This is a genomic window from Sphingomonas sp. Leaf230 (assembly GCF_001421745.1).
GTDB lineage: Bacteria > Pseudomonadota > Alphaproteobacteria > Sphingomonadales > Sphingomonadaceae > Sphingomonas.
The window spans coordinates 742,239-762,894 of the sequence record NZ_LMKW01000001.1; the positions used below are offsets into that span (position 1 = coordinate 742,239).

Consider the following 20,656-nt stretch of genomic DNA (forward strand, 5'->3'; position numbering starts at 1 on the left):
ACAAGCTTCGGACGACGAACATTGGCGAAATCGCTCAATGCCGATTGGCCCCAGGGAGAGAGCAGTGAAGCGTTTCACCACGGCGTCCGTCCTAGCATTAGCCGTTGCGAGCATCGCTCCGGCACAAGCACAGGATGCGACCGGGCTGCTGTTCCGTGCCTCCGCCGACAAGAGCCTGACCGCCGACTACGCCGCCGGCGATCCCGTCCCCAATTTCCGCAGCGGCGTCGACATCACCCCCGATGGCGCGATCGGCGGCGCCGCGCGCTGGGCCGACGACGGCTATGTCGCCTGGAAAGCCCCCGGCAACATTCGCGCCGACCGCGGCACGCTCGCCTTCTTCTGGCGCGCTCGCACCCCCGTCGGCGAAGCCCCGTTCGTGATCTTCCGCACCGGGTTCGCGGACCATTCGAGCTGGGACATGGCGTTCCTGCGGATCGACTGGAATGGCCACGGCTTCGACGCTTTCGTCACCGACGCCAACCTCTCGCGCATCCGCGTGTCCTGGACGATCCCGCAAGCTCGCGCCGCCGACGCCTGGTCACACATCGCCTTCGCTTGGGACGAAACCATCGGCGTGCAGCTCTACGTAGAAGGCAAGCTGGTCGCGCGGAAGGACCAGAAAGCCGACCTCGACAGCGGCCTCGACCAGTTCGGCCTGGCCGGCCGGGTCATGTCCCCGCACCAAGTCCAGAGCCGCTACAATTTCATGCGCGGCTCCGACCTCGACGAGATCCGCGTCTACGACCGCATGCTCCCTGCCACCGACGTCGCAGCGCTCGCCGACAAGCGCGAGCCGTCCCCCGCCCCTACACCCGACCCCACTGCAAAGCGCACCGCGTGGCTCCACCGCTACGGCTGGGACAAGACCGCGCCACCGGTGCTCGACGCCCCCGTCACCCGCGTCCGAAAAGTCGAGTTCGCCGACGCGAAAGACCTCAAGCAATGGATGTGGAAAGGCGTCGACGGGATTGCGGAGACGACCTGGCCCGGCGTCTACAACCGCTCCCGCCTGCCCGGCCGCGACGATTATTTCGAGCTGCCCGACTGGAACACCTATGTCGAAGGCGGCAAGCGCTACGATCTGACGATTCCCGCCGGCGAACGCGTCAACCGCGTTGAGATCCGCGGCGCGGCCTATGGTCGCCTGGACTGGAGCGACGGAACCAAGCCCGCCCTGATCGCCACCCGCGCCCAAGGCACAGTCCGCAGCGTAAACCAGTTCGCCCCCCGCACCGGCGGCACGCTCAGCTTCACCAACACGATGCAGGAGCAGCCGATCCAGGAGCTCTGGGCCTACGACATCGGCGCAGGCGCAGAACCCGCCGGCAGCTTCAAGCTCTCCTACACCGTAGACGCGACCGCCTCCCCCAACCTCGCAGCCCTCGCCCCCCTCAACGCCTACATCGCCGGCCGCTTCGCCCCGGACGAACGCAGCACCGTCGTCGCGATGCCCTCCGCCGGCCTCAAAGCCGCAGTCGGCGCGGGCACTGGCGGCGCATCCGGCGCCCCCGTCCGCCGCACGGACGCAGCTCCGATCGTCCACATCCTGATCCCGGCCAGCTTCGGCGATGCGCTCCCAGACCGCCCGCTCGCCCGCGCGTTCGACTACGGCTGGCAGAACCTCAACGACGGCCTCGACGGCATCGCGATCGACATTCCCGCGCTGAAGGCCAAGCCCAACGCCGCCGGCCTGATCGCGCTCAACATCCGCGTGAAGGACCCGATCTGGCCCGGCCGCGACATGATCGACCTCTCCGTCTCGGTCCGCCCGAACGAAGCGCGCACGCTCTGGCTGGACCTGCGCGACCGCATCCTGCCCAACGACAGCCTCTATCTGACGATCGCCAGCGCCGCCCCCGACTTCGACGCGACCGCGCTGAACGGCGCCAAAATCCGCCTCGTCTTCAAACCCCGCACCGCAGCCCTGAACGAGCACATCGCCGACCGCATGGCGCAGGTGAAGGACAATTGGGGCTTCCTCGTCGAGGAACACACCGCCTCGAAGCGTGCCGGCCTCTACCAGCGCCTGTTCGCCGACATCTCCGACCTGCTCCGGATCGACCCCGACAACGCGCGCGCCCGCGCCTATTGGGCCGACATCAACTACCGCCCCGAAAACCTGCCCGCCTTCGTCCAGCCGGTCGCCCCCGCAGGCGTCCCCCTCTGGGCCTTCCGCCAACTCGAAGACCTGAAGCGCGTCCGCCAGTTCGTCACCTGGTGGATCGACGAGCGCCAGGTCCCCTATGGCGATTTCGGCGGCGGCATTTCCGACGACACCGACCTGACCCAGCAATGGCCCGGCCTTGCGCTGATGGGGGTCGAGCCCGACAAGATCAACGCCTCGCTCCGCGCGCTGTCCGACGCGGTCTACAAGAACGGCATGATCGTGAACGGCCTCGGCTACATCACCGCCGACGAACTCCACGCGTACGAGGAGGGGCTGAACAGCAACGCCGAGCGCCTCTACCTCAACTGGGGCGAACCCAAGGCGGTCGAGCGCCTGATGGACAATACGCGCGCCCTGCAGACCGTCATTCTCAAGAACCCCGCCGGCCACATGCACTTCGCCAGCAACTGGTATGGCGGGCGGAAAATGTACCGCGAAGGCGCATGGGAATGGCAGAAACCCTATGCCTTCACCGTCATGCACGGCCCGATGCTGGTCGGTCTCTATAACGCCAACCCCGCGGCGCGAGACTTAGTCACCGGCGTGATCGACGGCTGGATGGCGCATGGCAAACAGGCCCCGGACGGCAGCTGGAGTTATCCCAACGAGATCAACTGGCGCACCGATGCCGAGCGCGTCGGCGACGGCGGCGGCATCACCACCTCGCTCCAGGCAACTTGGGCGGCATGGCGCTACACCGGCGACGCGAAATACCTCCGCCCGATCGAAGCCCGCCTCGCCAAGGCCGGCCCCGGCGCGCTGGCCGAGTTCAACGAGAACGCCTTCGACGCGCTTCCCGGTGGCGCCGCAGCGCGCACCAAGCTCGCGGCGAGCAAGTCCGAAGACCCGTTCGCCCGCTACACCGCCTGGGCCGCGACCGGCGACACCGCGTCCCTGGAAGCGCTCCACGCCGAAGCGATCGCCGACAAGTCGCAGCACATGGACATGTACACCGAGGGCCATTGGTGGAGCGACCGCGTCGACCAGCCGAGCGAAATCCTGCAACGCGAGCGCCTCGGCGGCATCGCGCTGCGCCGCAACCAGAGCTGGCCCGGCAACACGGTGAGCTGGCGCTTCGCTGAGCCGGGCGCGGCCGAACGCGTCGCGATCCTGCTGCCGGGCGCGACACCGACCAAGTTCCGCGTGATAGCCTACAACACCACCGACCACCCCCAGCGTGCGACGATGTCGACCTGGACCGTCGCCGCAGGCCGCTGGTCGATGCAGGCATCGAGCAGCACCGACGGCGGCAAGACGCTCGCACCGGTCGGGGGTGCACAGACCATGACACTCGAACGCAGCGCTAGCACCGAGGTCACGTTCGCACCCGGCACGACAGTGTTCGACTTCGCGTTGATCGAAGCCGGCGCACCGGTCGACGAGCGCGCCGATCTCGGCATCGGCACGGACGACGTGGCCGTGAAGGGTTGGAGCGTAACGGTCACCGTCCACAGCCTCGGCGCGAAGGACGCGAAAGGCGGCCGTGCGGAACTGGTCGACGCGACGGGGAAGATCGTCGCCACTGCGAGCATCCCCCCGCTACCCGCCCCGCTCGATCTGCAACCCAAAACCGTAACCGTGAAGCTGGCCATCCCCGCTCGCATCGACCCGGCAACGCTGACCGTCCACGTCGCGCACACCGGAGACGAGCCCGAGATCACTCAAGGCAACAACCGCGTCCCGCTCCGATGATGAACCCGCGCACTCCAGTAATTCTTACACCCCCTCCCCAGTCCGTTCGTGCTGAGCGAAGTCGAAGCACCTTTTCTTCGGGCACACCCTTCGACTTCGCTCAGGGCGAACGGAGGTATGAGGAATGACTCCGGACCGCAGAAGCGTACTCGTTGGACTGGGAGCATCAGCCTTCCTTGCTACGAACGTGCGTGCCCAACCCACCCCGTCCCTGCGCCAAGCCCTCGACGCCGCCGCCGCGACCCACCCAGACGAAGCGCTTCGCGTGCTAGCCTCCTTCGACGCGAGCATCCTACAACCCGGTGACCGCCTCGACCTGACGACCGCCCGAGCGGGACTTGCGATCGACGCAGCCCTCGCGCGGTCCGCCTTTGGCCGCACCGGACGCAGCCCCTACCGCGTCACATCGACGACCGGCGCCTGGAAGGCGGCACGTCAGGATGAAGCGAAGATCGACGCGGACACCGCCTCGATCCTCGCCGACGCCGAATCGGGCATCATCCTGCCCCGCCTGTCTCTAGACCGCACGGTCGATGCGCTTCGATCCGCCTCCACGAGTTCCGCGATCAACCGACAGATCGCCGCGCTCGAAAGCTTCCGCGATGTCGCCCCCTCCCTCCCCGGCGTCGGCCGGTTCCGGGGCGGCGCGGACTGGTACGCGCTGCAACTCCAACGCTCGCTCGGCACCATGACTCCGGCCTATGCCGAACGCCGACTCTTCGTCGAACTGAACCGCCTTCACGCCCGCGCAACATGCCTGTTCGACCAGATCGGCGCGCCGAAGGGCACCGTCGCGACACGCTACGCCGAACTCTGGCGCGACGAGCGGTTTCTCTACCCAGACACCGACGCTGGCCGGACCGAAGCCATTACTTACATGAACCATATGCTCATAAAAGCGCGTGCCCATATCCCGAAGGCGTTCGGCGAGCTTCCTCCCTGGTGCCTCAACGCCAGTGCCCGCGCCCTTTCGCCGCAGGAGATCGCTGTCGGCCGAAGTGGATACCGCGAAGTCCCGACGCCAGCCCACCCCGGCGCCTATGTAGTCGACCTCAAGGACATCCGCCGTCGCCCCCGCTGGACGCTCCCCAGCGTCGTCGCGCACGAACTCTTCCCGGGCCACATGATCCAGCTCGGGCTGGAAGGCGCGAACCCGCTTCACCCCCTCCGCATCGAATACGCGTCGGCCTTCGTCGAAGGATGGGGCATTTACGCCGAGCAACTCGCCGAACAAGCGGGCGCCTACACCGACCCCCACGACGCGCTAGGCCACATCCACTGGCTCCTGTTCCGGGTCGCCCGCGCGCTCGTCGATCTCGGTATCCACCTCCACGGCTGGTCGATCGAACAGGCCCGCGAGCGCCTGATCGAATGGCAAGGCGAACCCGCCTATTTCGCGCCGTTCGACATCGAGCTGGCTCGCATCCCGCTCGATCCAGCCACGCGTGTCGCCGAGGCGATGGCTTGGCTCACGATCGCCGATACCGATCGAGGCAAATCCCCGGTCGCGTATCACACCGCGCTGCTCGCCCACGGTCGCCTGCGCGTCGATGACATCCGAAAGATCCGATCATGACCTTCACCCGACGCGACGCCTTCACCACGCTCGGCGCAGCCGGCGCGTTGCTCGTCCCCGGACAGGCGCCCGCCAGAACTACAGCCAAGACGCCCGCGCCCGACTGGCGCCGCGGTCTGGATAACCAGCGTATCGCCGATCTAGGCGACGGTCGCTTCCTGAACCCGGTGATGGCCGGCGACCGACCCGACCCCACAATCCTGAGGGACGGGTCGGACTATTACATGACCTTCTCCAGTTTCGATTCCTATCCGGGGCTCGTCATCTGGCACTCGCGCGATCTGGTGAATTGGCAACCGATCGGCCCGGCGCTCACGCGCAACATCGGATCGGTCTGGGCGGTCAGCCTCGAGAAGCACGACGGCCGCTATTTCCTCTACATCCCCGTGAAAGCCGAGCCGAATTCGATCTGGGTGATCCACGCCGATCGCATAGAAGGCCCGTGGAGCGATCCGGTAGACCTCGGGCTCCACAAGCACATCGACCCGTGCCACATCGTCGGCGAGGATGGCAGTCGCTGGCTCTTCCTCTCGGGCGGCGACCGCATCCGCCTCGCCGCCGACGGCCTCTCGACAGTCGGCGCGGTCGAGCACGTCTATGATCCGTGGCGCTATCCCGAGGACTGGATCGTCGAGGGGTTCTCGCCGGAGGGGCCCAAGATCGTCCGCCACGGCGGCTGGTTCTACCTCATCACCGCGGTGGGCGGCACCGCCGGACCGCCGACCGGCCATATGGTGATCGCAGCGCGCTCCCGCTCGATTCATGGGCCGTGGCAGGATTGCCCAGCCAACCCGATCGTCCACACCACCGACACGGCCGAACGCTGGTGGTCGCGGGGCCACGCCTCGCTCGTCGAAGGCCCGGCAGGCGACTGGTGGGCACTCTATCACGGGTTCGAGAACGGCTATTGGACGCTCGGCCGCCAGACGCTGCTCGATCCCGTGGAGTGGACCGCCGACGGCTGGTTCCGGATGACGGGCGGGGACCTGTCGAAGCCGCTTGCGAAACCGAAAGGTGGAACCGCGGTCCCGCACGGGCAAATGCTCTCGGACAATTTCGAAACACTCGCGCTCGGGACGAAATGGAGCTTCTTCCGCCCTGGCCCCGACGAGGCGAAACGCACGTCTGTCTCCGGCAAAACCCTGACGCTGACTGCGAGCGGTACTGCGCCGGTGGATTCCTCCCCGCTCCTGCTGATCGCAGGTGACACGCGCTACCAATTCGAATGCGACGTAGAGATCGATCCCGGCGCCACCGCCGGATTGATCCTGTTCTACGACGACAAGCTCTATTGCGGGCTCGGCTTCGACGGCGACCGGTTCGTCACCCACCAATATGGCGCCGAACGTGGCCGTCCCACGAACCCGCATGGCCGTTCGATGCGGATCCGCGTGACCAACGATCGGCATATCGTCACGTACGACACCAGCGGCGACGGCGGCCGGACCTGGCACCGGTTCGATCGCGGGATGGAGGTGTCGGGCTACCACCATAATGTTCGCGGCGGTTTCCTGATGCTGCGACCGGGACTGTACGCAGCGGGAAAAGGTGCAGCGCGCTTCCGAAATTTCCGGTTCTCTGCTATCTGATACTGGATACTCGCCGATCCTCTCGATCGCGCGCCTGCGTGCCTGCCGCGCGTCCAAATCCTCGGGGAGTCCGGTTTGCAGATTGTGACCTTGTGCCTGTTCCTGTTGCTCGCCGTTGTGGTGAGCGGCATCGTCTCGCGCATGCTGCCCTCGGCGCTACCCCGGCCGCTGGTGCAGATCGCGCTTGGCGCCTTGATCGGCATGGTCGCGCACGTCCGGGTCGAACTGGATCCCGAACTCTTCTTCCTGTTGCTCGTGCCGCCGCTCCTGTTCCTCGATGGCTGGCGCATTCCGAAGGACGAACTGTTTCGCGATCGCGGAGCGGTGTTGGGGCTCGCACTGGGGCTCGTCTTCCTCACCGTTCTCGGCATGGGCTTGTTCGTGCACTGGCTGATCCCGGCGATGCCGCTGGGCGTAGCGTTCGCACTCGCAGCGGTAGTGTCGCCGACCGATCCTATCGCCGTCTCCGCGGTGGCCCAGAACGCGCCGATCCCGAAGCGGATGATGCATATCCTCGAAGGCGAGGCGTTGCTGAACGACGCGTCTGGCCTGGTCTGCGTCCGCTTTGCGATCGCCGCCGTACCGACCGGCACCTTCTCGTTCGCTGATGCCGCCGCGACCTTCGCGTGGATGGCGATCGCGGGCGTCGCGATCGGCGTCGGCGTCGCGCTCGGCATCGTCGCGACCAAGAGTGCGTTCGCACGACGGTTTGGCGACGAAGCCGGATCGAATATCCTCGTCAGCCTGCTGATCCCGTTCGCCGCCTATCTACTGGCAGAACATATCCACGCGTCTGGCGTCCTCGCCGCCGCCGCCGCGGGTATCGCGATGACCTTTACCGACGCGACCACCGCGGTCGCCGCCGGAACGCGCATCCGCAGGCGCGCCGTGTGGGACATGCTGCAGTTCACCCTGAACGGCGTGATCTTCGTGTTGCTCGGCGAGCAACTGCCCGAAGTGTTCGTTCGCGCCCGAGACACCGTTACGTCGACCGGGCATGTCAGCCCGTGGTGGTTGGCCGTCTATGTCATTGCCGTCGTCGCCGGGTTGGCGATCCTTCGCTACGGCTGGGTCTGGGTTTCACTCCAGTTCACGCTTCTCCGAGCACGGCGTCGCAACGATACGGCCGCCGGCGAAAGCCCGCCACGGCGGATCATTGCGGCGATGTCGTGCGCGGGCGCGCGTGGTGCCATCACCTTGGCAGGCGCGCTCACGCTCCCGTTGAGCCTCGCCGACGGTACGCCCTTCCCGGCGCGCGATCTCGTTATCTTCCTTGCGTCGGGCGTCATCCTGTCGTCGCTGGTCATTGCCGCCGTCGCGCTGCCGTTGCTGCTGCGGGGCCTCAGCCTGCCGCCCGAAACAGGCATTGGCGCCGCACGCGATCAGGCGCGGCTGGTCGCTGCCAACGCCGCGATCGCCGAACTCGACCGTGTTCAACACCGGATGGCCGAGGGGCGCGACGATCCCGATCGCTTCACCGATGTCGCGGCGCGATTGATGGACCAGTACCGCGAACGCATCGACAGCCTGTCGTCGCGGCCGGAGGACCGCGCACGACAGGGCGACGTCAAGATCGAACGGGACATGCGGCTTGCGGCGGTACGTGCGGAGCGCAACGCGATCTTCGACCTTGCACGACGCCGGGAGATTGGCGTCGAACTGGCGGAGCAACTCGGGCGCGAACTCGACCTGATCGATGCACGGTTGTCGCGGCAGGGCTTGGCTTAACGGAAGCGAAATAGCGCCCCGTCCGTCCGTGTGACTGAAACCGACGGGGCGCTGAAGGTACGCGTTACTTGGGCGATGCCTCTGCCCCGCGCTATGCCGTTCGAAGGTGAATTAGAAATGAACGAGGTGCCCCGCCCGTCCGTGCGACACTCTCGTATCCGGGCAGGGCACCGAGGACGCAGCGCCCTTCGGCAGCGCGTCACTATCACTCAAGCTAGCAGGCGGCGGCGAAGTTAGAAGCGCAGTCCATCACGGGAAAGCCTCGCTTTGCCCCATCTTTGTTCCCGTATGCGGCTCACTGAACCACGCGAGACGGACTCAGGTTTCGGGCCTGCCGGGCAACTTAACTTGGCGCAATGCCGCAATCATTTTCCGCGCGCCGGGCGGAGCAACGCGCAGGAACAGATCGAACAGATCGTCGTCGTCGAACGCGTCGACATCCATACCGATCGGAAGTGCGATCGCTTGGCGGCTACGGGCACCCGGCTGTGCTTCCAGGACGATCGTCCGCCACGCCATGCCAACGGGGGGCTGGCCATCGACGTCGCTGAACTCGCCTACCACCATATTGCGGATCCGCAGTCGGCGGTCTGGTTGCTTGAGAAACCAGGATGCGTCCCCCGCCGTCGCAATCTCCACCGCCAGTATCTTGCCGCTCATCTCAGTCGTCCATCCGCTTACGCTGTTCGGAGCTAGGTGTTGCCATATTGCCGCAGAGGCAAGCGCTATATGGCTTGGTGATGGTGCGGCTATTGATAATAGTTATCAAAAACATTAGCGGGGCGCGATAACGTAAAGGGAATCATATGACACGTCGTCTTGGCATCGCCATCCTGCTGGGCTCCGCGGCTTTCGCCGCCGCGCCGGGCTATGCGCAGACTTTGCACGAAGACGCCTCGGACGTGATCGTCGTTACCGGACAGCATCCGCGAGACCAAGCATCCTCCGGGACGAAGACGGATACGCCGCTCGCCGAGACGCCCCAGTCGATCACCGTCATCACCGCCGACGACATCGCCAGCCGCAGTTTGCAGAACTTAAACCAGGCGCTCCGGTTCGTTGCGGGCGTGACCCCGGAAACGCGCGGGTCGAGCGGCGAGGTCTATGATCAGTTCAAGCTGCGTGGCTTCGATGCCCCGGTCTATCTCGACGGCCTGAAGCAGTTCGGCAGCCCGTCCGGCTACGCGGTGCCGCAGGTGGACGTCTCCCGGCTCGACCGGATCGAGGTCATCAAGGGCCCCGCATCGGTATTGTACGGTCAGTCGAGCCCGGGCGGCCTGGTTGCGGAATCCAGCAAGCTCCCGCTCGACCAGGCGCTCTACGGCGCGATCAGCGGTACCTATGGCAATTATGACCTCTACCGCGTCGATGCCGATATCGGTGGCCGAGCCGGCGAAGGCGTCCTGTGGCGGATCAACGGCAGCGCGAACGGTGCCGACACGCAGCAGAAGTTCGGCAAGCGCGAGCGCCAGACAATCTCGGGTGCAGTAACGGCGGGTGCGGGCAGCTCGACCAGCTTCACGCTGCTCGGCGCCTATTCGCATGATCCATACAACGGCGATTACGGGGTGTTCCCCGCCAGCGGCACGTTGCTCGCCAACCCCAACGGCAAGTTGCCAACCAGCTTCGACGGCGGCGAGGCCGGCAACCGCTTCAGCCGTGAGCAGGCTGCGCTTACCTACATCTTCCGTCACGATTTCGGTGGTGGCTGGGCATTCCGCTCGTCGGGTCGCTATCAGTATGTGAAGTCGGCGCTCGGGCTCATCTATACCGCAGGCGGCCTCGACACGACCGACCCGACGCAGCAGACCTTCAGCCGCGCATCCTACGCGACCCGCGAGCAGCTCAACAACTGGACGTTCGACAACCAGCTCTCCGGCACCGTCCAGACCGGCCCGATCAAGCACACGCTCCTGTTCGGTGTGGATCGGCAGGTTGCGCACTCGCGCGAGCTTGTAGCGTTCGGCGTCGCGCCTCCCCTTAACGGTTTTGCCCCGGTCTATGGTACGGTGAAGGTTCCGACGACGCCGGAGCAGATCGGCGGCCAGTTTTCGATCAACGTACAGCAGCGTCAGCAGGGCATCTACGCACAGGACCAGATGGCGCTCGGCGACCTTCGCGTGGTCCTGAGCGGGCGGCAGGATTGGGCGCGCGCGCAACAGGACGGGCGTATTAAACACGACAAGAAATTCACGTACCGTGCGGCCGCCCTCTATACGCTGCCGTTCGGTCTGGCGCCGTACGTCAGCTATTCGACGTCGTTCGAACAGCAAGCGAATCCGATCACGCAGAGCAACGGCCAGCCCGGGCTGGCCGACCCATCGCTCGGCAAGCAGATCGAGGCCGGTGCGAAGTTCAGCATTCCGGGAACACAGATCCTGTTGTCCGGAGCATGGTTCCGTATCGACCAGACCAATGTCCTGACATCGACGCCCAATTTCAGCGTTTCGCGGCAGACCGGCGGCGTTCGTTCGCAGGGTGTCGAGTTCGAGGGGAGTGCTCCCCTGCCCTACGGCTTTAACGCGCGCGTCGCGTTCAGCCGGCAGCGCGTCAAGGTTACCAGCGATGCCGATGCTCCGGCGCGTGTGGGTCGTGGGCTGGAAACCGTTGGACGTGGCGGGACGTCAGCCTATCTCGACTGGGCGCCACGTAGCGGCGGCCTCGAAGGTTTGACAATTGGGGGCGCGGTGCGTCATGTCGACGAGGTCTATGCAGGCGTCACGCCTATGGAGACCGCGGGTCGCAACAGCCCGTCCTACACGGTCTATGATGCGCTGATCCGCTACGATTTGGAGAAGTTCGCCCCATCGCTGCGGGGCCTCAGCCTCGCCGTCAACGGAGCCAATATCTTCGACAAGAAGTATCTGACGTCGTGCTTCGCCAATTATAACTGGTGCTGGTACGGCAACCGCCGGACCGTGCAGGCGACGATCGGCTACCGTTTCTGAGTTGACGGCCTTGCCGCGATCGATGCCGTTCCGCGGTATCGATCGCGGTAGCGCCGACTGTTCTCGGGATCAGGCGACCTGGACGCTCGCTCGCATTATGCAGGTCCGATGATGCCGATCCTCTACAGCTTCCGACGGTGCCCCTACGCGATGCGCGCGCGTCTCGCGCTCGCGGCGAACGATCATCAGGTCGAACTGCGTGAGATCGTCTTGCGGGACAAGCCGGCGGCAATGCTCGACGCGTCGCCCAAGGGAACCGTGCCGGTGCTGGTGCTGCCGGACGGGACGGTGATCGACCAGAGCCTCGACATCATGCGCTGGGCCTGCGCGCGTACGCCCGACGCCGAGTGGCCAACCGATAACGACGCTGGATTGATCGCGACGAACGACGGCGCCTTCAAACACCATCTCGACCGCTACAAATATGCCGATCGCTACGACGTCGATCCGATCGAGCACCGCGATGCGGCTACCGTGCTGCTCCGCGATCTAGGCGAGAGGCTGCGTGCTAGCGGCAGTCTCGGCACCAGCCCGCAGTCGATGACCGATCTCGCGATCATGCCTTTCGTCCGCCAGTTCGCGCAGACCGATCGACCCTATTTCGACGGACTGCCGTTCGAGCGACTGCATGCGTGGCTGGCGATGCACCTCGCGTCGGCGTTGTTCGCGCGGGTCATGATACGCCCGGCGCCTTGGCAACCGAGCGATCCTCCGATGATATTCCCGACAACGACGGACGCACAGTAGGAGGCCCCGGCAAGACCGAGGCCCCTGCCCGCGTCAGAAGCCGACGCTGATCGTCCCGAACACCTGGCGGGGTGCGACCGGGAACTGGTTGAACGTCCCGCTCGCTGCGCCGATGCTGAGTGTCGAGGCGGCGCGCTTGTTCGTGATGTTGGTGACGTTCAGGCTGACCGTCGCCGTCTTGGCGACCTGCCCTTCGGACAGCGGTACGTGCGCGGCGATGCGGCCCGACAGCGTGAAGTAAGCCGGCACCGACAGATCATTGGTGTAGGTCGCGAACCGCTTGCCGATATAGTCGCCGACGAGTTGCGCGTCGAAGATGTCGTAATTGGCCGAGGCGGTGAACTTGTTCAGCCAGTCTGGGCTGCCCGGCACCTTCTTGCCAGCCGTGGCGACGGTGCTGGTGCCGCTGATGTAGTTCTCCTCGTAGCGCGAGTTGTTGTACGATAGCGCATCGTAGAACGAGAAGTGCGAGCCGAACCGGAACGTGCCGGCGATGTCGAACCCGTCGGTCTTCACCGCACCGACATTCTGCAGGATCGCGGCGCCGCTGACGACCGCGGTCACTACCGGGTTCGGGCTGATGCCGAGCAGGCGGTTGCTGAAGTCGACGTGATAGACGCTGATCTGGCCATCGAAGCTGGTGAGCGGGCCGAGGTTCAGCGCATGATGCGAACGCAGCCCCGCCTCATAGGTCCAGCTCGTCTCTGGCTCGACGTCCTGCTTGAACAGATCGAACGCCGCCTGGCTACCAAGCGCGAACGGCGACAATCCGGCGGCGGCACTCGTCTGGAACTGGCGGATGTTCTTCTGGACGTTGACGAACACCTGCTCGTTGTCGGTCGCATCCCACAGCGCACCAAGCTGTGGCAGGAAGTATTTGTGCGTGTCGATCTTGCCGACCGGCAGCGCGACCGAGCCGGTGAACGAGCCGGGGATCGGTTGCGTCGGGACGCGCTGCGACGCGTTCTGGAACGTGCTCTTGACGCCGCCCTGGATGGTCAGCGTGGGCAATATCTTCCAGCTGTCCTGGATATGCGCCTGGTATTCGTCGACGCGGACTTCGCTGTGATATTGCGTGATCAGCGGTGTCAGTTCCTCGCGCGGACGCTGGTACGGTGTGCTCGGATCGTTGACCGGGAACGGATACCAGCGGCGATACGCGGACGAACTCTGATGCTCGTACCAGGCACCGAACTCGACATGATGCGCGCCGAGATCGAGCGCGACGGTGGAGACGAGGCCACCGCGGTCGATCCGGTATTCTGTCGTGCGCGTCGCGAGGCCCGAGCCGCCGAACACCTGGGTGAGGTTCTGGCCGGGATAATAGAACGAGAACAGTTTGGGCAGGCCGGCGACGTCGATCGGACCGCCGATGACCCCGACGCCGTCGTTGTGATGATAATAAGCCTGGTTTGAGAAGGTCACCTTGTCGCTGACGTTCCAGTCGTATTTCACGTATCCCAGATAATCGGTACGCGCCGCGACGCCGTAATAATTGCGGTAGTTCGACCCGTCCGCCTTGTACGCGCCGGAGTTGAGATAGGTCAGCATTGCGTTGAAATTGGGATAGACAAACGGGCGGACATACGGCGCGGTGCCTTGCGTCGCCGTGGTGACGACGGTCGCATCCTCGTTCGGTTCGGTCTTGTCCGAAAAGGCGCCATAGAGCGTCAGCTTGCCGTTGCTGTCGTCATGAACGAACTTCGCATTGGCCTGATAGCCGCCCTGGATACCGTTGAAATCCCAGGCCTTCGCCTTCTGCCGCGAGCCCGAGATGTAAAACGCGTTGCCGTTGCCCAGGTCGCCGCTGTCGATCCGCGCGAACAGTCGCGACGTCGAGTGGCTGCCGAGCGTCTGGTCGACTTGGACACCCATGTCCTTGCGCGGATCGCTAGAGAAGGTATCGATCGTACCGCCGAGGTTGCTGGTCGAGGCAGTGCCGAGATCGCCCGCGCCGCTGGCCAGCGTCACGCGCGATACGTTCTCCGAGATGATCGCACGTTGCGGCGACAAGCCGTTGTAATTGCCGTAATTCTGGTCGCCCAGCGGCAGTCCGTCGAGCGTGTAGCCGAGCTGCTGCGCGTTGAAGCCGTGGACGAACAGCGAGATGTTCTGCTCGTTGTTGCCCCACGGATCGGCAGTCAGGAAGGTAACGCCCGGCAGCGTCTGCAACGCCTTCAACGGGCTTACGCCGGGAAGGATCTTCTGCATGTCCACGCCGCTGACCTGCGTCACCGACCGCGTGGTGGCGCCGGTAACGACGATCGTATCATCCTGCCCGGCGGGCGTCGTTGCTGGATCGGCAGGATCAGTCACCGTAGCGGGCGAGCCTGGCTCCGCGTCCTTGGCAACCAGCGACTGCGCCGTTGCGGTGACTGGCACGCCGACCACGACAAAACCGATAGCGCCGCACAACAGCCGCGCGGCCGTACGAGTAAACATCGTCATTCTTGAAAACCCCTAGCGAGATCGATCGATCGTCACTCCTGGGGCTGCGCCTATTGGCACGACGAGACAGTCGGATGACTGCTGCGCTACAGATTTAATATGGTGGGGTGCAGCGGTCAGAAAGGCCGCCGCACCGCCGTTGTCTTACTTCGCGGCCGCCGTCAGGCCGCGGTCTTCCAGCATCGGGCCGATATCCGGGTCTTTGCCGTAGAACGCCTTGAACATCGGACCGTAATCCTCGGTATGCCCCTTCGACAGGATCATGTCGCGGAAGCGCTGGCCGTTCGCGCGCGTCAGCCCACCATGGGCCATGAACCACGCATAGGCGTCGTTATCGAGCATCTGCGTCCACAGATACGCATAGTATCCCGCCGCATAGCCACCCGCCCAGATGTGCGCGAAATAGCTGGTGCGATAGCGCGGCGGCACGTCCTTCGTGTCCAGTCCCATTGAGTTAAGCGCCTTGGTCTCGAACGCGTCGACATCCTGCGGCCCGGCCGACGCCGGCAGCGAATGCCAGTCCTGGTCGAGCGTCGCCGCCGCCACCAGCTCACCCAGTTCATACCCCTGGTTGAACTTCGCCGCGTTCTTGATTTTCGTGACGAGCGCCTGTGGCATCACCGCACCGGTGCGGTAATCCTTGGCGTAGTTCGCGAAAACCTTCGGATCGAGCGCCCAATGCTCGTTGAACTGCGACGGGAACTCGACCCAGTCGCGTGCGGTGTTGGTGCCCGAGACCAAAGGATAGGTCTGGTTCGCGAACAGCCCGTGCAGCGCATGCCCAAATTCGTGGAACATCGTCGTCACGTCGTCGAACGTGATCAGCGCAGGCTGGCCCGGCGCGGGCTTGGTGAAGTTGCCGACGTTATAGACCACCGGCTTGGTGCCGAGCAGCTTCGACTGGCCGACGAAGTTCGACATCCACGCGCCGCCGGCCTTGTTGTCGCGCTTCCAGTAATCGAAATACATCAGGCCGAGTTCGGAGCCGTCCTTGTCGTAGACGGTGAAGACGCGGATGTCCGGCTGGTAGGTCGGGATGTCGCGGCGTTCCTTGAAGGTGACGCCGTAGAGCTGGTTCGCGGCGAAGAACACGCCATCGGTCAGCACGCGGCTGATCTCGAAATACGGTTTCAGCTCGTTCTGGTCGAGGTCGTACTTGGCTTTCCGCACCTTGTCCGAATAGAAATCCCAGTCGGACGGCGCGAGCGGGAACGAGGCGCGGGTCGCGTTGATCGTCTTCTGCAACTCGGCCGCTTCGCGACGCTGTTCCGCGGCGGTCGCGGGAACGAGCTGGGTCATGAAGCCCTTCGCTGCGGCCGGGGTCTTCGCCATCTGGTCGTACAGCGAATAAGCGGCGTAGTTCGGATAGCCGAGCAACTGCGCCTTCTGCGCGCGCAACTGCGCGATCTTCTGGATCAGCGCGCGCGTGTCGTTGGCATCGCCCCGCTGCGACCGGTTCCAGCTCTTCTCGAACAGAGCCGCGCGGGTTGCGCGATCGGAGAGCGAGGCGAGCGCGGGCTGCTGCGTCGTGTTCTGGAGCGACAGGACGTATTTGCCGGGCATGCCCCGCTCCTTCGCGCCCTCGGCAGCGGCGGCGATCTCGGCATCGCTGAGACCCGCGAGCTTGGCCTTGTCGTCGACCACCAGCGCGCCCGCCTTGGTGCCGGCGAGCAGCTTCTGCTGGAAATCGGTCGTCGCGGTCGAGATCTGCGTGTTGAGCAACCGCAGCTTGGCCTTGTCGGCATCGTTCAACTGCGCGCCGGCGTGGAGGAAGTCGCTGTGATAGATCTCGAGGACCTGCTTCTGCTCGGGGTCGAGACCTAGCGAGTCCTTCTTTGCGTAGAGCGCCTGGACGCGCGCGAAGAGCTTCGGATCGAGATAGATCGCATCGCTATGCTGCGCGAGCTTGGGCGCCTCGGCGGACCGTACCGCGTCGAGCGCATCGTTGGTGTTCGCCTGCGACACGCCGAAAAACGCCTGGCTCGCGCGGTCGAGCGTGCGGCCCGAGCGCTCCATCGCCTCGATCGTGTTGGCGAAGGTGGGGGCCGCGGGGTTGTTCGCGATCGCCTTCATCTCGGCGATTTGTTCCGCCATGCCCTGCTCGAGCGCGGGCTGGTAATCGGTGTCCTTGATCTGGTCGAAGCGCGGAGCCTGGAACGGCAGCGTGCTGGGGACGGTCAGCGGATTGACGCGCGACGATTTGGCGGGCGTTTGCGCAGAGGCGGCGCTGGCGATGCAGCAGAGGATGGCGGCGGAACGAAGCAGGCTGGAACGCGACATTGACGACTCACAATGGCAGGAGTGATGCCCCTATCCTTGCCCTGCCTAAGCCCTTGTTACAATCGGTTAGCAAACGACCCGGTTGAGCGCTTGCACTGCCGCCCGCTCGCAGGCAGTAGGCGGTCAAACCCCAGGAGTTCCGACATGGCAAATACCCTCGAAATCGATCAGGCGAGCGTCGTCGACAACGACATCCAGAAGCAGATAGAATTTTCCGGCGAGTTCGACGGCGACGAATATGAGTTCGCGGTCAAGTACGCGGTTCTGAAGGAGCTGAGCGGCGACGAACCCGAGGACGACGGCATCGAGCTGTTCAATCGCTTCAACGACGACATCGTCGACGCCTGCCTCGCGGCCATCGAGCGCAAGCCGAATGCATCGACGATCATCGTCGACGAAGACGACCTCGAATAATCAGCATTTACGGGGCGATCGGCGCCGTCTCGGACGCGCCGATCGTTTCTTCCAAACGCGCTCAGTCTCCGGTCACGAACCGGCGGATACGGGTCGAGTAGCGACTCCCCACGAGCAGGGTCACCCCAAACAGCATCGATGCTCCCCATATCGCCGCACAAACGATTATGACGATCTTGAGCATGGTCGGACTCCGACGTTGTTTCGATCGGGGGCGATTACGGTCGGCAATACAAATACTTGCTGAACGTGCCAGCCATCCAAGGTTCAGGTTAGCCTGAGTTATCCGATCGGCGGGACGTATCGCGGCGCAAAAGATAGATATCCATGATCCAACCATGCTGCTCGCGAAGATCGGCACGAGTCTGGACGATCCGTTTCGCGACGACGGTCAAGGGGCCGGCGATCAGCATTTGATCCTTCATCCCCAGATACGCACCCCACCAGATCGAAACACCCGCCGCGTCGAGCGTCTGGAACGCGCAATCGCCATCGAGCATCACGGCGATCGTACCGATATCGGCCGGCCACCCCCATGCCCTCAGCCTTCGACCCGTCGTCACGAGAACCGGCGCGCCGACCGTGTTCAGCGGTATGGCGTGCGCTGCCGTCAGCGCCTGGAGGCTGGTGATGCCGGGCTCGACGGTTACGGTCATCGCCATACCGTCCGTTCGCAGCCGATCGGCGATGCGCAACGTGCTGTCGTACAGCGACGGGTCTCCCCATACGAGTAACGCGAGACGGCCGCCGTTCGGCAAGTGTTGCGCGATCTGAATGCTCCAGACGACGGCAATGGCGTCATGCCATTGGTCGACCGCGCGTAGATAGGGCGCGGTCGTGTCGCGCTCGGGCAGGTCGAATTCGACGACACGCGTAGCTCCGGTCAGCACCTCTGCACAGATCCCGCGGCGGAGATCGATCAGGTCGGACTTCGCATCGCCCTTCCGGGGCAGCAGGATCAGGTCGGCGGCGTTCATCGCGACGATCGCGGCGCGCGTGAGGTGATCGGGGTTGCCGGTTCCGATACCGATGAGGTGAAGGTCGATCATGTTTCGGTCTCAGGATCCATCAGCGGACCGTAGAGGATCAGCGCGGGCTTGCTGGAGAAGCCTGCCTGCAATTGCGCAGCAAGGTCGGCAATGGTCGACCGGATCAGCGACTGGTCGGGATGTCCGATATTTTCGGCGATCAGCGCGGGCGTGTTCGGGGAAAGGCCGTGCTCGATTAGCAATGCCGCGAGCGCCGGGAATGTTCGCTTTGGCATGAACACCACGGTCGTCGCCCCGGGATCGGCGAGCGCGGCCATGTTCCGCTGTTCGGGCAGGTCGCCGGTGACGTCGTGGCCGGTAACGAACTGCACGCGGCGCGCGTTGAGCCGGCGTGTGAGCGGGATCTGCGCGGCGGCGGCGGCAGCGCTGGCGGCGCTGATGCCGGGGATGATTTCGAATGGAATGCCCGCTGCCCGGAGCGCGACGATCTCCTCCTCAAGGCGGCCGAACATGCCCGCATCGCCCGATTTTAGGCGGACGACGCGGATGCCGGTTTGCGCGTACTCGACCAGGAGTTGCGAGACGTGCGCCTGACTAGGTGATGGGCGACCGGCGCGTTTACCGACAGCGACGAGGTCGGCGCCTGGGCGAGCATGGTCGAGAACGGTCGAGGACAGGTCGTCGAACAGCACCGCGTCGGCGGCCTGCAATCGCGCAACCGCCTTCAAGGTGAGAAGTTCGGGGTCCCCGGGACCGGAACCGACGAAGGAGACGAAACCGGTCATGGGGTGGCAGCGATCATGTGGAAGAAACTGCCCGAGACGTGGCCGCGATACGAGCCGGTTTCGGAGACGGCGGTGCCCTCGGCATCGGTGACGTTCGCGAGCGGAGCGTCAGGCTGGTCGAGGATCGTGGAATAGTGGAATTCATGGCCGGTCAGCGCGGCGCCCGCTTCGACGCCGCCCATCGGTGCGAGAAAGGTCGCGCGCCGATAGCCAAGGTGCATTTTCCGCTGAGCGTAGCTGGTGACGATGCCGAGCAGGCCTGCCATCTTGTGTCGAACACCGTCCACATCGATCAGCGCCTCGCCCAGCGCCATGTAGCCGCCGCACTCGCCGTGGACCGGGCGGGTCTTGGCGAACTCCGTCAGGCCTGCCTGGAACCGATGGGCTTCAGCGAGCTTGCCGGCGTGGAGTTCGGGATAGCCGCCGGGAAGCCATACGAGATCGGCATCCACAGCGGGAGGTTCGTCGGCGAGCGGGGAGAAGGGCAGGATTTCCGCGCCCGCACGCCGCCAGCCTTCGAGGACATGCGCGTAGGTGAACGAGAAGGCGGCGTCCTGCGCCAAGGCGATACGCTGGGCCGGGGGGCGTATCCAGCCGACCGCGCTTGCAGGCTTGGTGCTGGCGGTAGCGGCGTCGTGAAGCGCGGGGATGTCGACATGCGCGCGGAGGAAGTCCGCATATTCGGCGATCCGCGCATCAAGGTCGGGATGTTCGACCGCCTGCACCAACCCAAGATGGCGTTCGGGGAGCTTCAGGTCGCCGCGCCGTGGGAGTGCGCCGAACACGCGGATGCCGACCGCGTCCATGCCGCTGCGCGCGAGGCGTTCGTGGCGGGGGCTGGCGACGCGATTAAGGATCACGCCGGCGATCCGGACGCTGGGGTCGTAGCGGCTGAAGCCGAGGGCGGTGGCTGCGGCAGACTGCGCCTGCCCTGAGACGTCGATCACCAGCACGACCGGCCAGCCCATCCGGCGAGCGATGTCGGCGCTGGCACCGTTGCCGGTAGCGCCCGGTTTCGCGACCCCATCGAACAGGCCCATCGAGCCCTCCGCAAGCGCAAAGTCTGCATCGTCGGCTTTACCAGCAAGGGTGTCGAGCATCGTCGCAGACATCGACCAGCTGTCGAGGTTAAACGATGCGCGACCGCTGGCAGCGCGATGGAAAGCCGGGTCGATATAGTCGGGGCCACTCTTGAACGGCTGCACCGCAACGCCGTCGTCACGGAGTGCGCGGAGGAGGCCGAGCATGACGGTGGTCTTGCCGGTGCCCGATGCGGGTGCGGCGACCATC

General features: G+C 65.0%; 13 protein-coding genes. 7 read left to right on the forward strand and 6 right to left on the reverse strand.

Features of this window, described 5'->3' with window-relative positions:
- Nucleotides 1-64 precede the first annotated feature (64 nt).
- The 4 genes from ASE82_RS03340 to ASE82_RS03355 all read left to right on the forward strand — a co-directional run bounded on the left by ASE82_RS03340 (nt 65) and on the right by ASE82_RS03355 (nt 8,755).
- Nucleotides 65-3,862 carry a LamG domain-containing protein gene (locus ASE82_RS03340; protein WP_235524489.1) on the forward strand — a complete coding sequence of 1,266 codons (3,798 nt, stop codon included), beginning with the start codon at nt 65-67 and terminating at the stop codon, nt 3,860-3,862.
- A 187-nt stretch (nt 3,863-4,049) separates the two neighbouring features.
- Complete coding sequence (locus ASE82_RS03345) at nt 4,050-5,438, forward strand: DUF885 family protein (protein WP_162236672.1); 1,389 nt, start codon at nt 4,050-4,052, stop codon at nt 5,436-5,438.
- A complete protein-coding gene (locus ASE82_RS03350) occupies nt 5,435-7,027 on the forward strand; it encodes a family 43 glycosylhydrolase (RefSeq protein ID WP_056058821.1) in 1,593 nt (530 codons plus the stop codon). Before ASE82_RS03345 ends, ASE82_RS03350 begins: the two co-directional genes overlap by 4 nt.
- Before the next feature lie 75 nt (nt 7,028-7,102).
- Nucleotides 7,103-8,755, forward strand: coding sequence for a Na+/H+ antiporter (locus tag ASE82_RS03355; RefSeq protein WP_200910639.1), 1,653 nt, complete (start codon nt 7,103-7,105; stop codon nt 8,753-8,755).
- 318 nt (nt 8,756-9,073) lie between these two features.
- On the opposite strand, the gene ASE82_RS03360 is transcribed toward ASE82_RS03355, so the two are convergent.
- A complete protein-coding gene (locus tag ASE82_RS03360; protein WP_056058824.1) occupies nt 9,074-9,415 on the reverse strand; it encodes a hypothetical protein in 342 nt (113 codons plus the stop codon).
- Nucleotides 9,416-9,561: 146 nt separating this feature from the next.
- On the opposite strand from ASE82_RS03360, the gene ASE82_RS03365 reads away from it, so the two are divergent.
- Together ASE82_RS03365 and ASE82_RS03370 are read left to right on the forward strand one after the other, a co-directional pair.
- Entirely contained in the window at nt 9,562-11,703 is a 2,142-nt protein-coding gene (locus tag ASE82_RS03365; protein WP_056058826.1) for a TonB-dependent siderophore receptor, read from the forward strand.
- A 108-nt stretch (nt 11,704-11,811) separates the two neighbouring features.
- On the forward strand, nt 11,812-12,450 hold the full coding sequence (locus ASE82_RS03370; protein WP_335337795.1) for a glutathione S-transferase: 639 nt from the start codon (nt 11,812-11,814) through the stop codon (nt 12,448-12,450).
- Nucleotides 12,451-12,483: 33 nt separating this feature from the next.
- Here ASE82_RS03370 and ASE82_RS03375 read toward each other — a convergent pair whose 3' ends face one another.
- Both ASE82_RS03375 and ASE82_RS03380 read right to left on the reverse strand, forming a co-directional pair.
- Nucleotides 12,484-14,892, reverse strand: coding sequence for a TonB-dependent receptor (locus ASE82_RS03375; protein ID WP_056059608.1), 2,409 nt, complete (start codon nt 14,890-14,892; stop codon nt 12,484-12,486).
- A gap of 150 nt (nt 14,893-15,042) precedes the next feature.
- On the reverse strand, nt 15,043-17,178 hold the full coding sequence (locus tag ASE82_RS03380) for a M3 family metallopeptidase (RefSeq protein WP_056058828.1): 2,136 nt from the start codon (nt 17,176-17,178) through the stop codon (nt 15,043-15,045).
- 144 nt (nt 17,179-17,322) lie between these two features.
- Here ASE82_RS03380 and ASE82_RS03385 point away from each other — a divergent pair, with 144 nt between their 5' ends.
- Complete coding sequence (locus tag ASE82_RS03385; protein WP_056058830.1) at nt 17,323-17,592, forward strand: DUF1488 family protein; 270 nt, start codon at nt 17,323-17,325, stop codon at nt 17,590-17,592.
- 272 nt (nt 17,593-17,864) lie between these two features.
- Here ASE82_RS03385 and cobF read toward each other — a convergent pair whose 3' ends face one another.
- Genes cobF through ASE82_RS03400 form a run of 3 tightly spaced genes read right to left on the reverse strand, consistent with a single transcriptional unit; the run spans nt 17,865 to nt 20,655 of the window.
- Nucleotides 17,865-18,641, reverse strand: coding sequence for a precorrin-6A synthase (deacetylating) (cobF, locus tag ASE82_RS03390; RefSeq protein WP_056058832.1), 777 nt, complete (start codon nt 18,639-18,641; stop codon nt 17,865-17,867).
- A complete protein-coding gene (gene cobA / locus ASE82_RS03395) occupies nt 18,638-19,366 on the reverse strand; it encodes a uroporphyrinogen-III C-methyltransferase (protein ID WP_056058834.1) in 729 nt (242 codons plus the stop codon). Before cobA ends, cobF begins: the two co-directional genes overlap by 4 nt.
- Complete coding sequence (locus ASE82_RS03400) at nt 19,363-20,655, reverse strand: cobyrinate a,c-diamide synthase (protein ID WP_056059610.1); 1,293 nt, start codon at nt 20,653-20,655, stop codon at nt 19,363-19,365. The genes cobA and ASE82_RS03400 overlap by 4 nt, the downstream gene beginning before the upstream one ends.
- Nucleotide 20,656 lies beyond the last annotated feature (1 nt).

Coding starts and splice junctions, on each gene's coding strand:
- ASE82_RS03350 (WP_056058821.1), top strand. CDS start 5,435: ATGACCTTCACCCGACGCGACGCCTTCACCACGCTCGGCGCAGCCGGC.
- ASE82_RS03360 (WP_056058824.1), bottom strand. CDS start 9,415: ATGAGCGGCAAGATACTGGCGGTGGAGATTGCGACGGCGGGGGACGCA.
- ASE82_RS03365 (WP_056058826.1), top strand. CDS start 9,562: ATGACACGTCGTCTTGGCATCGCCATCCTGCTGGGCTCCGCGGCTTTC.
- ASE82_RS03370 (WP_335337795.1), top strand. CDS start 11,812: ATGATGCCGATCCTCTACAGCTTCCGACGGTGCCCCTACGCGATGCGC.
- ASE82_RS03375 (WP_056059608.1), bottom strand. CDS start 14,892: ATGTTTACTCGTACGGCCGCGCGGCTGTTGTGCGGCGCTATCGGTTTT.
- ASE82_RS03380 (WP_056058828.1), bottom strand. CDS start 17,178: ATGTCGCGTTCCAGCCTGCTTCGTTCCGCCGCCATCCTCTGCTGCATC.
- ASE82_RS03385 (WP_056058830.1), top strand. CDS start 17,323: ATGGCAAATACCCTCGAAATCGATCAGGCGAGCGTCGTCGACAACGAC.
- cobF (WP_056058832.1), bottom strand. CDS start 18,641: ATGATCGACCTTCACCTCATCGGTATCGGAACCGGCAACCCCGATCAC.
- cobA (WP_056058834.1), bottom strand. CDS start 19,366: ATGACCGGTTTCGTCTCCTTCGTCGGTTCCGGTCCCGGGGACCCCGAA.
- ASE82_RS03400 (WP_056059610.1), bottom strand. CDS start 20,655: ATGGTCGCCGCACCCGCATCGGGCACCGGCAAGACCACCGTCATGCTC.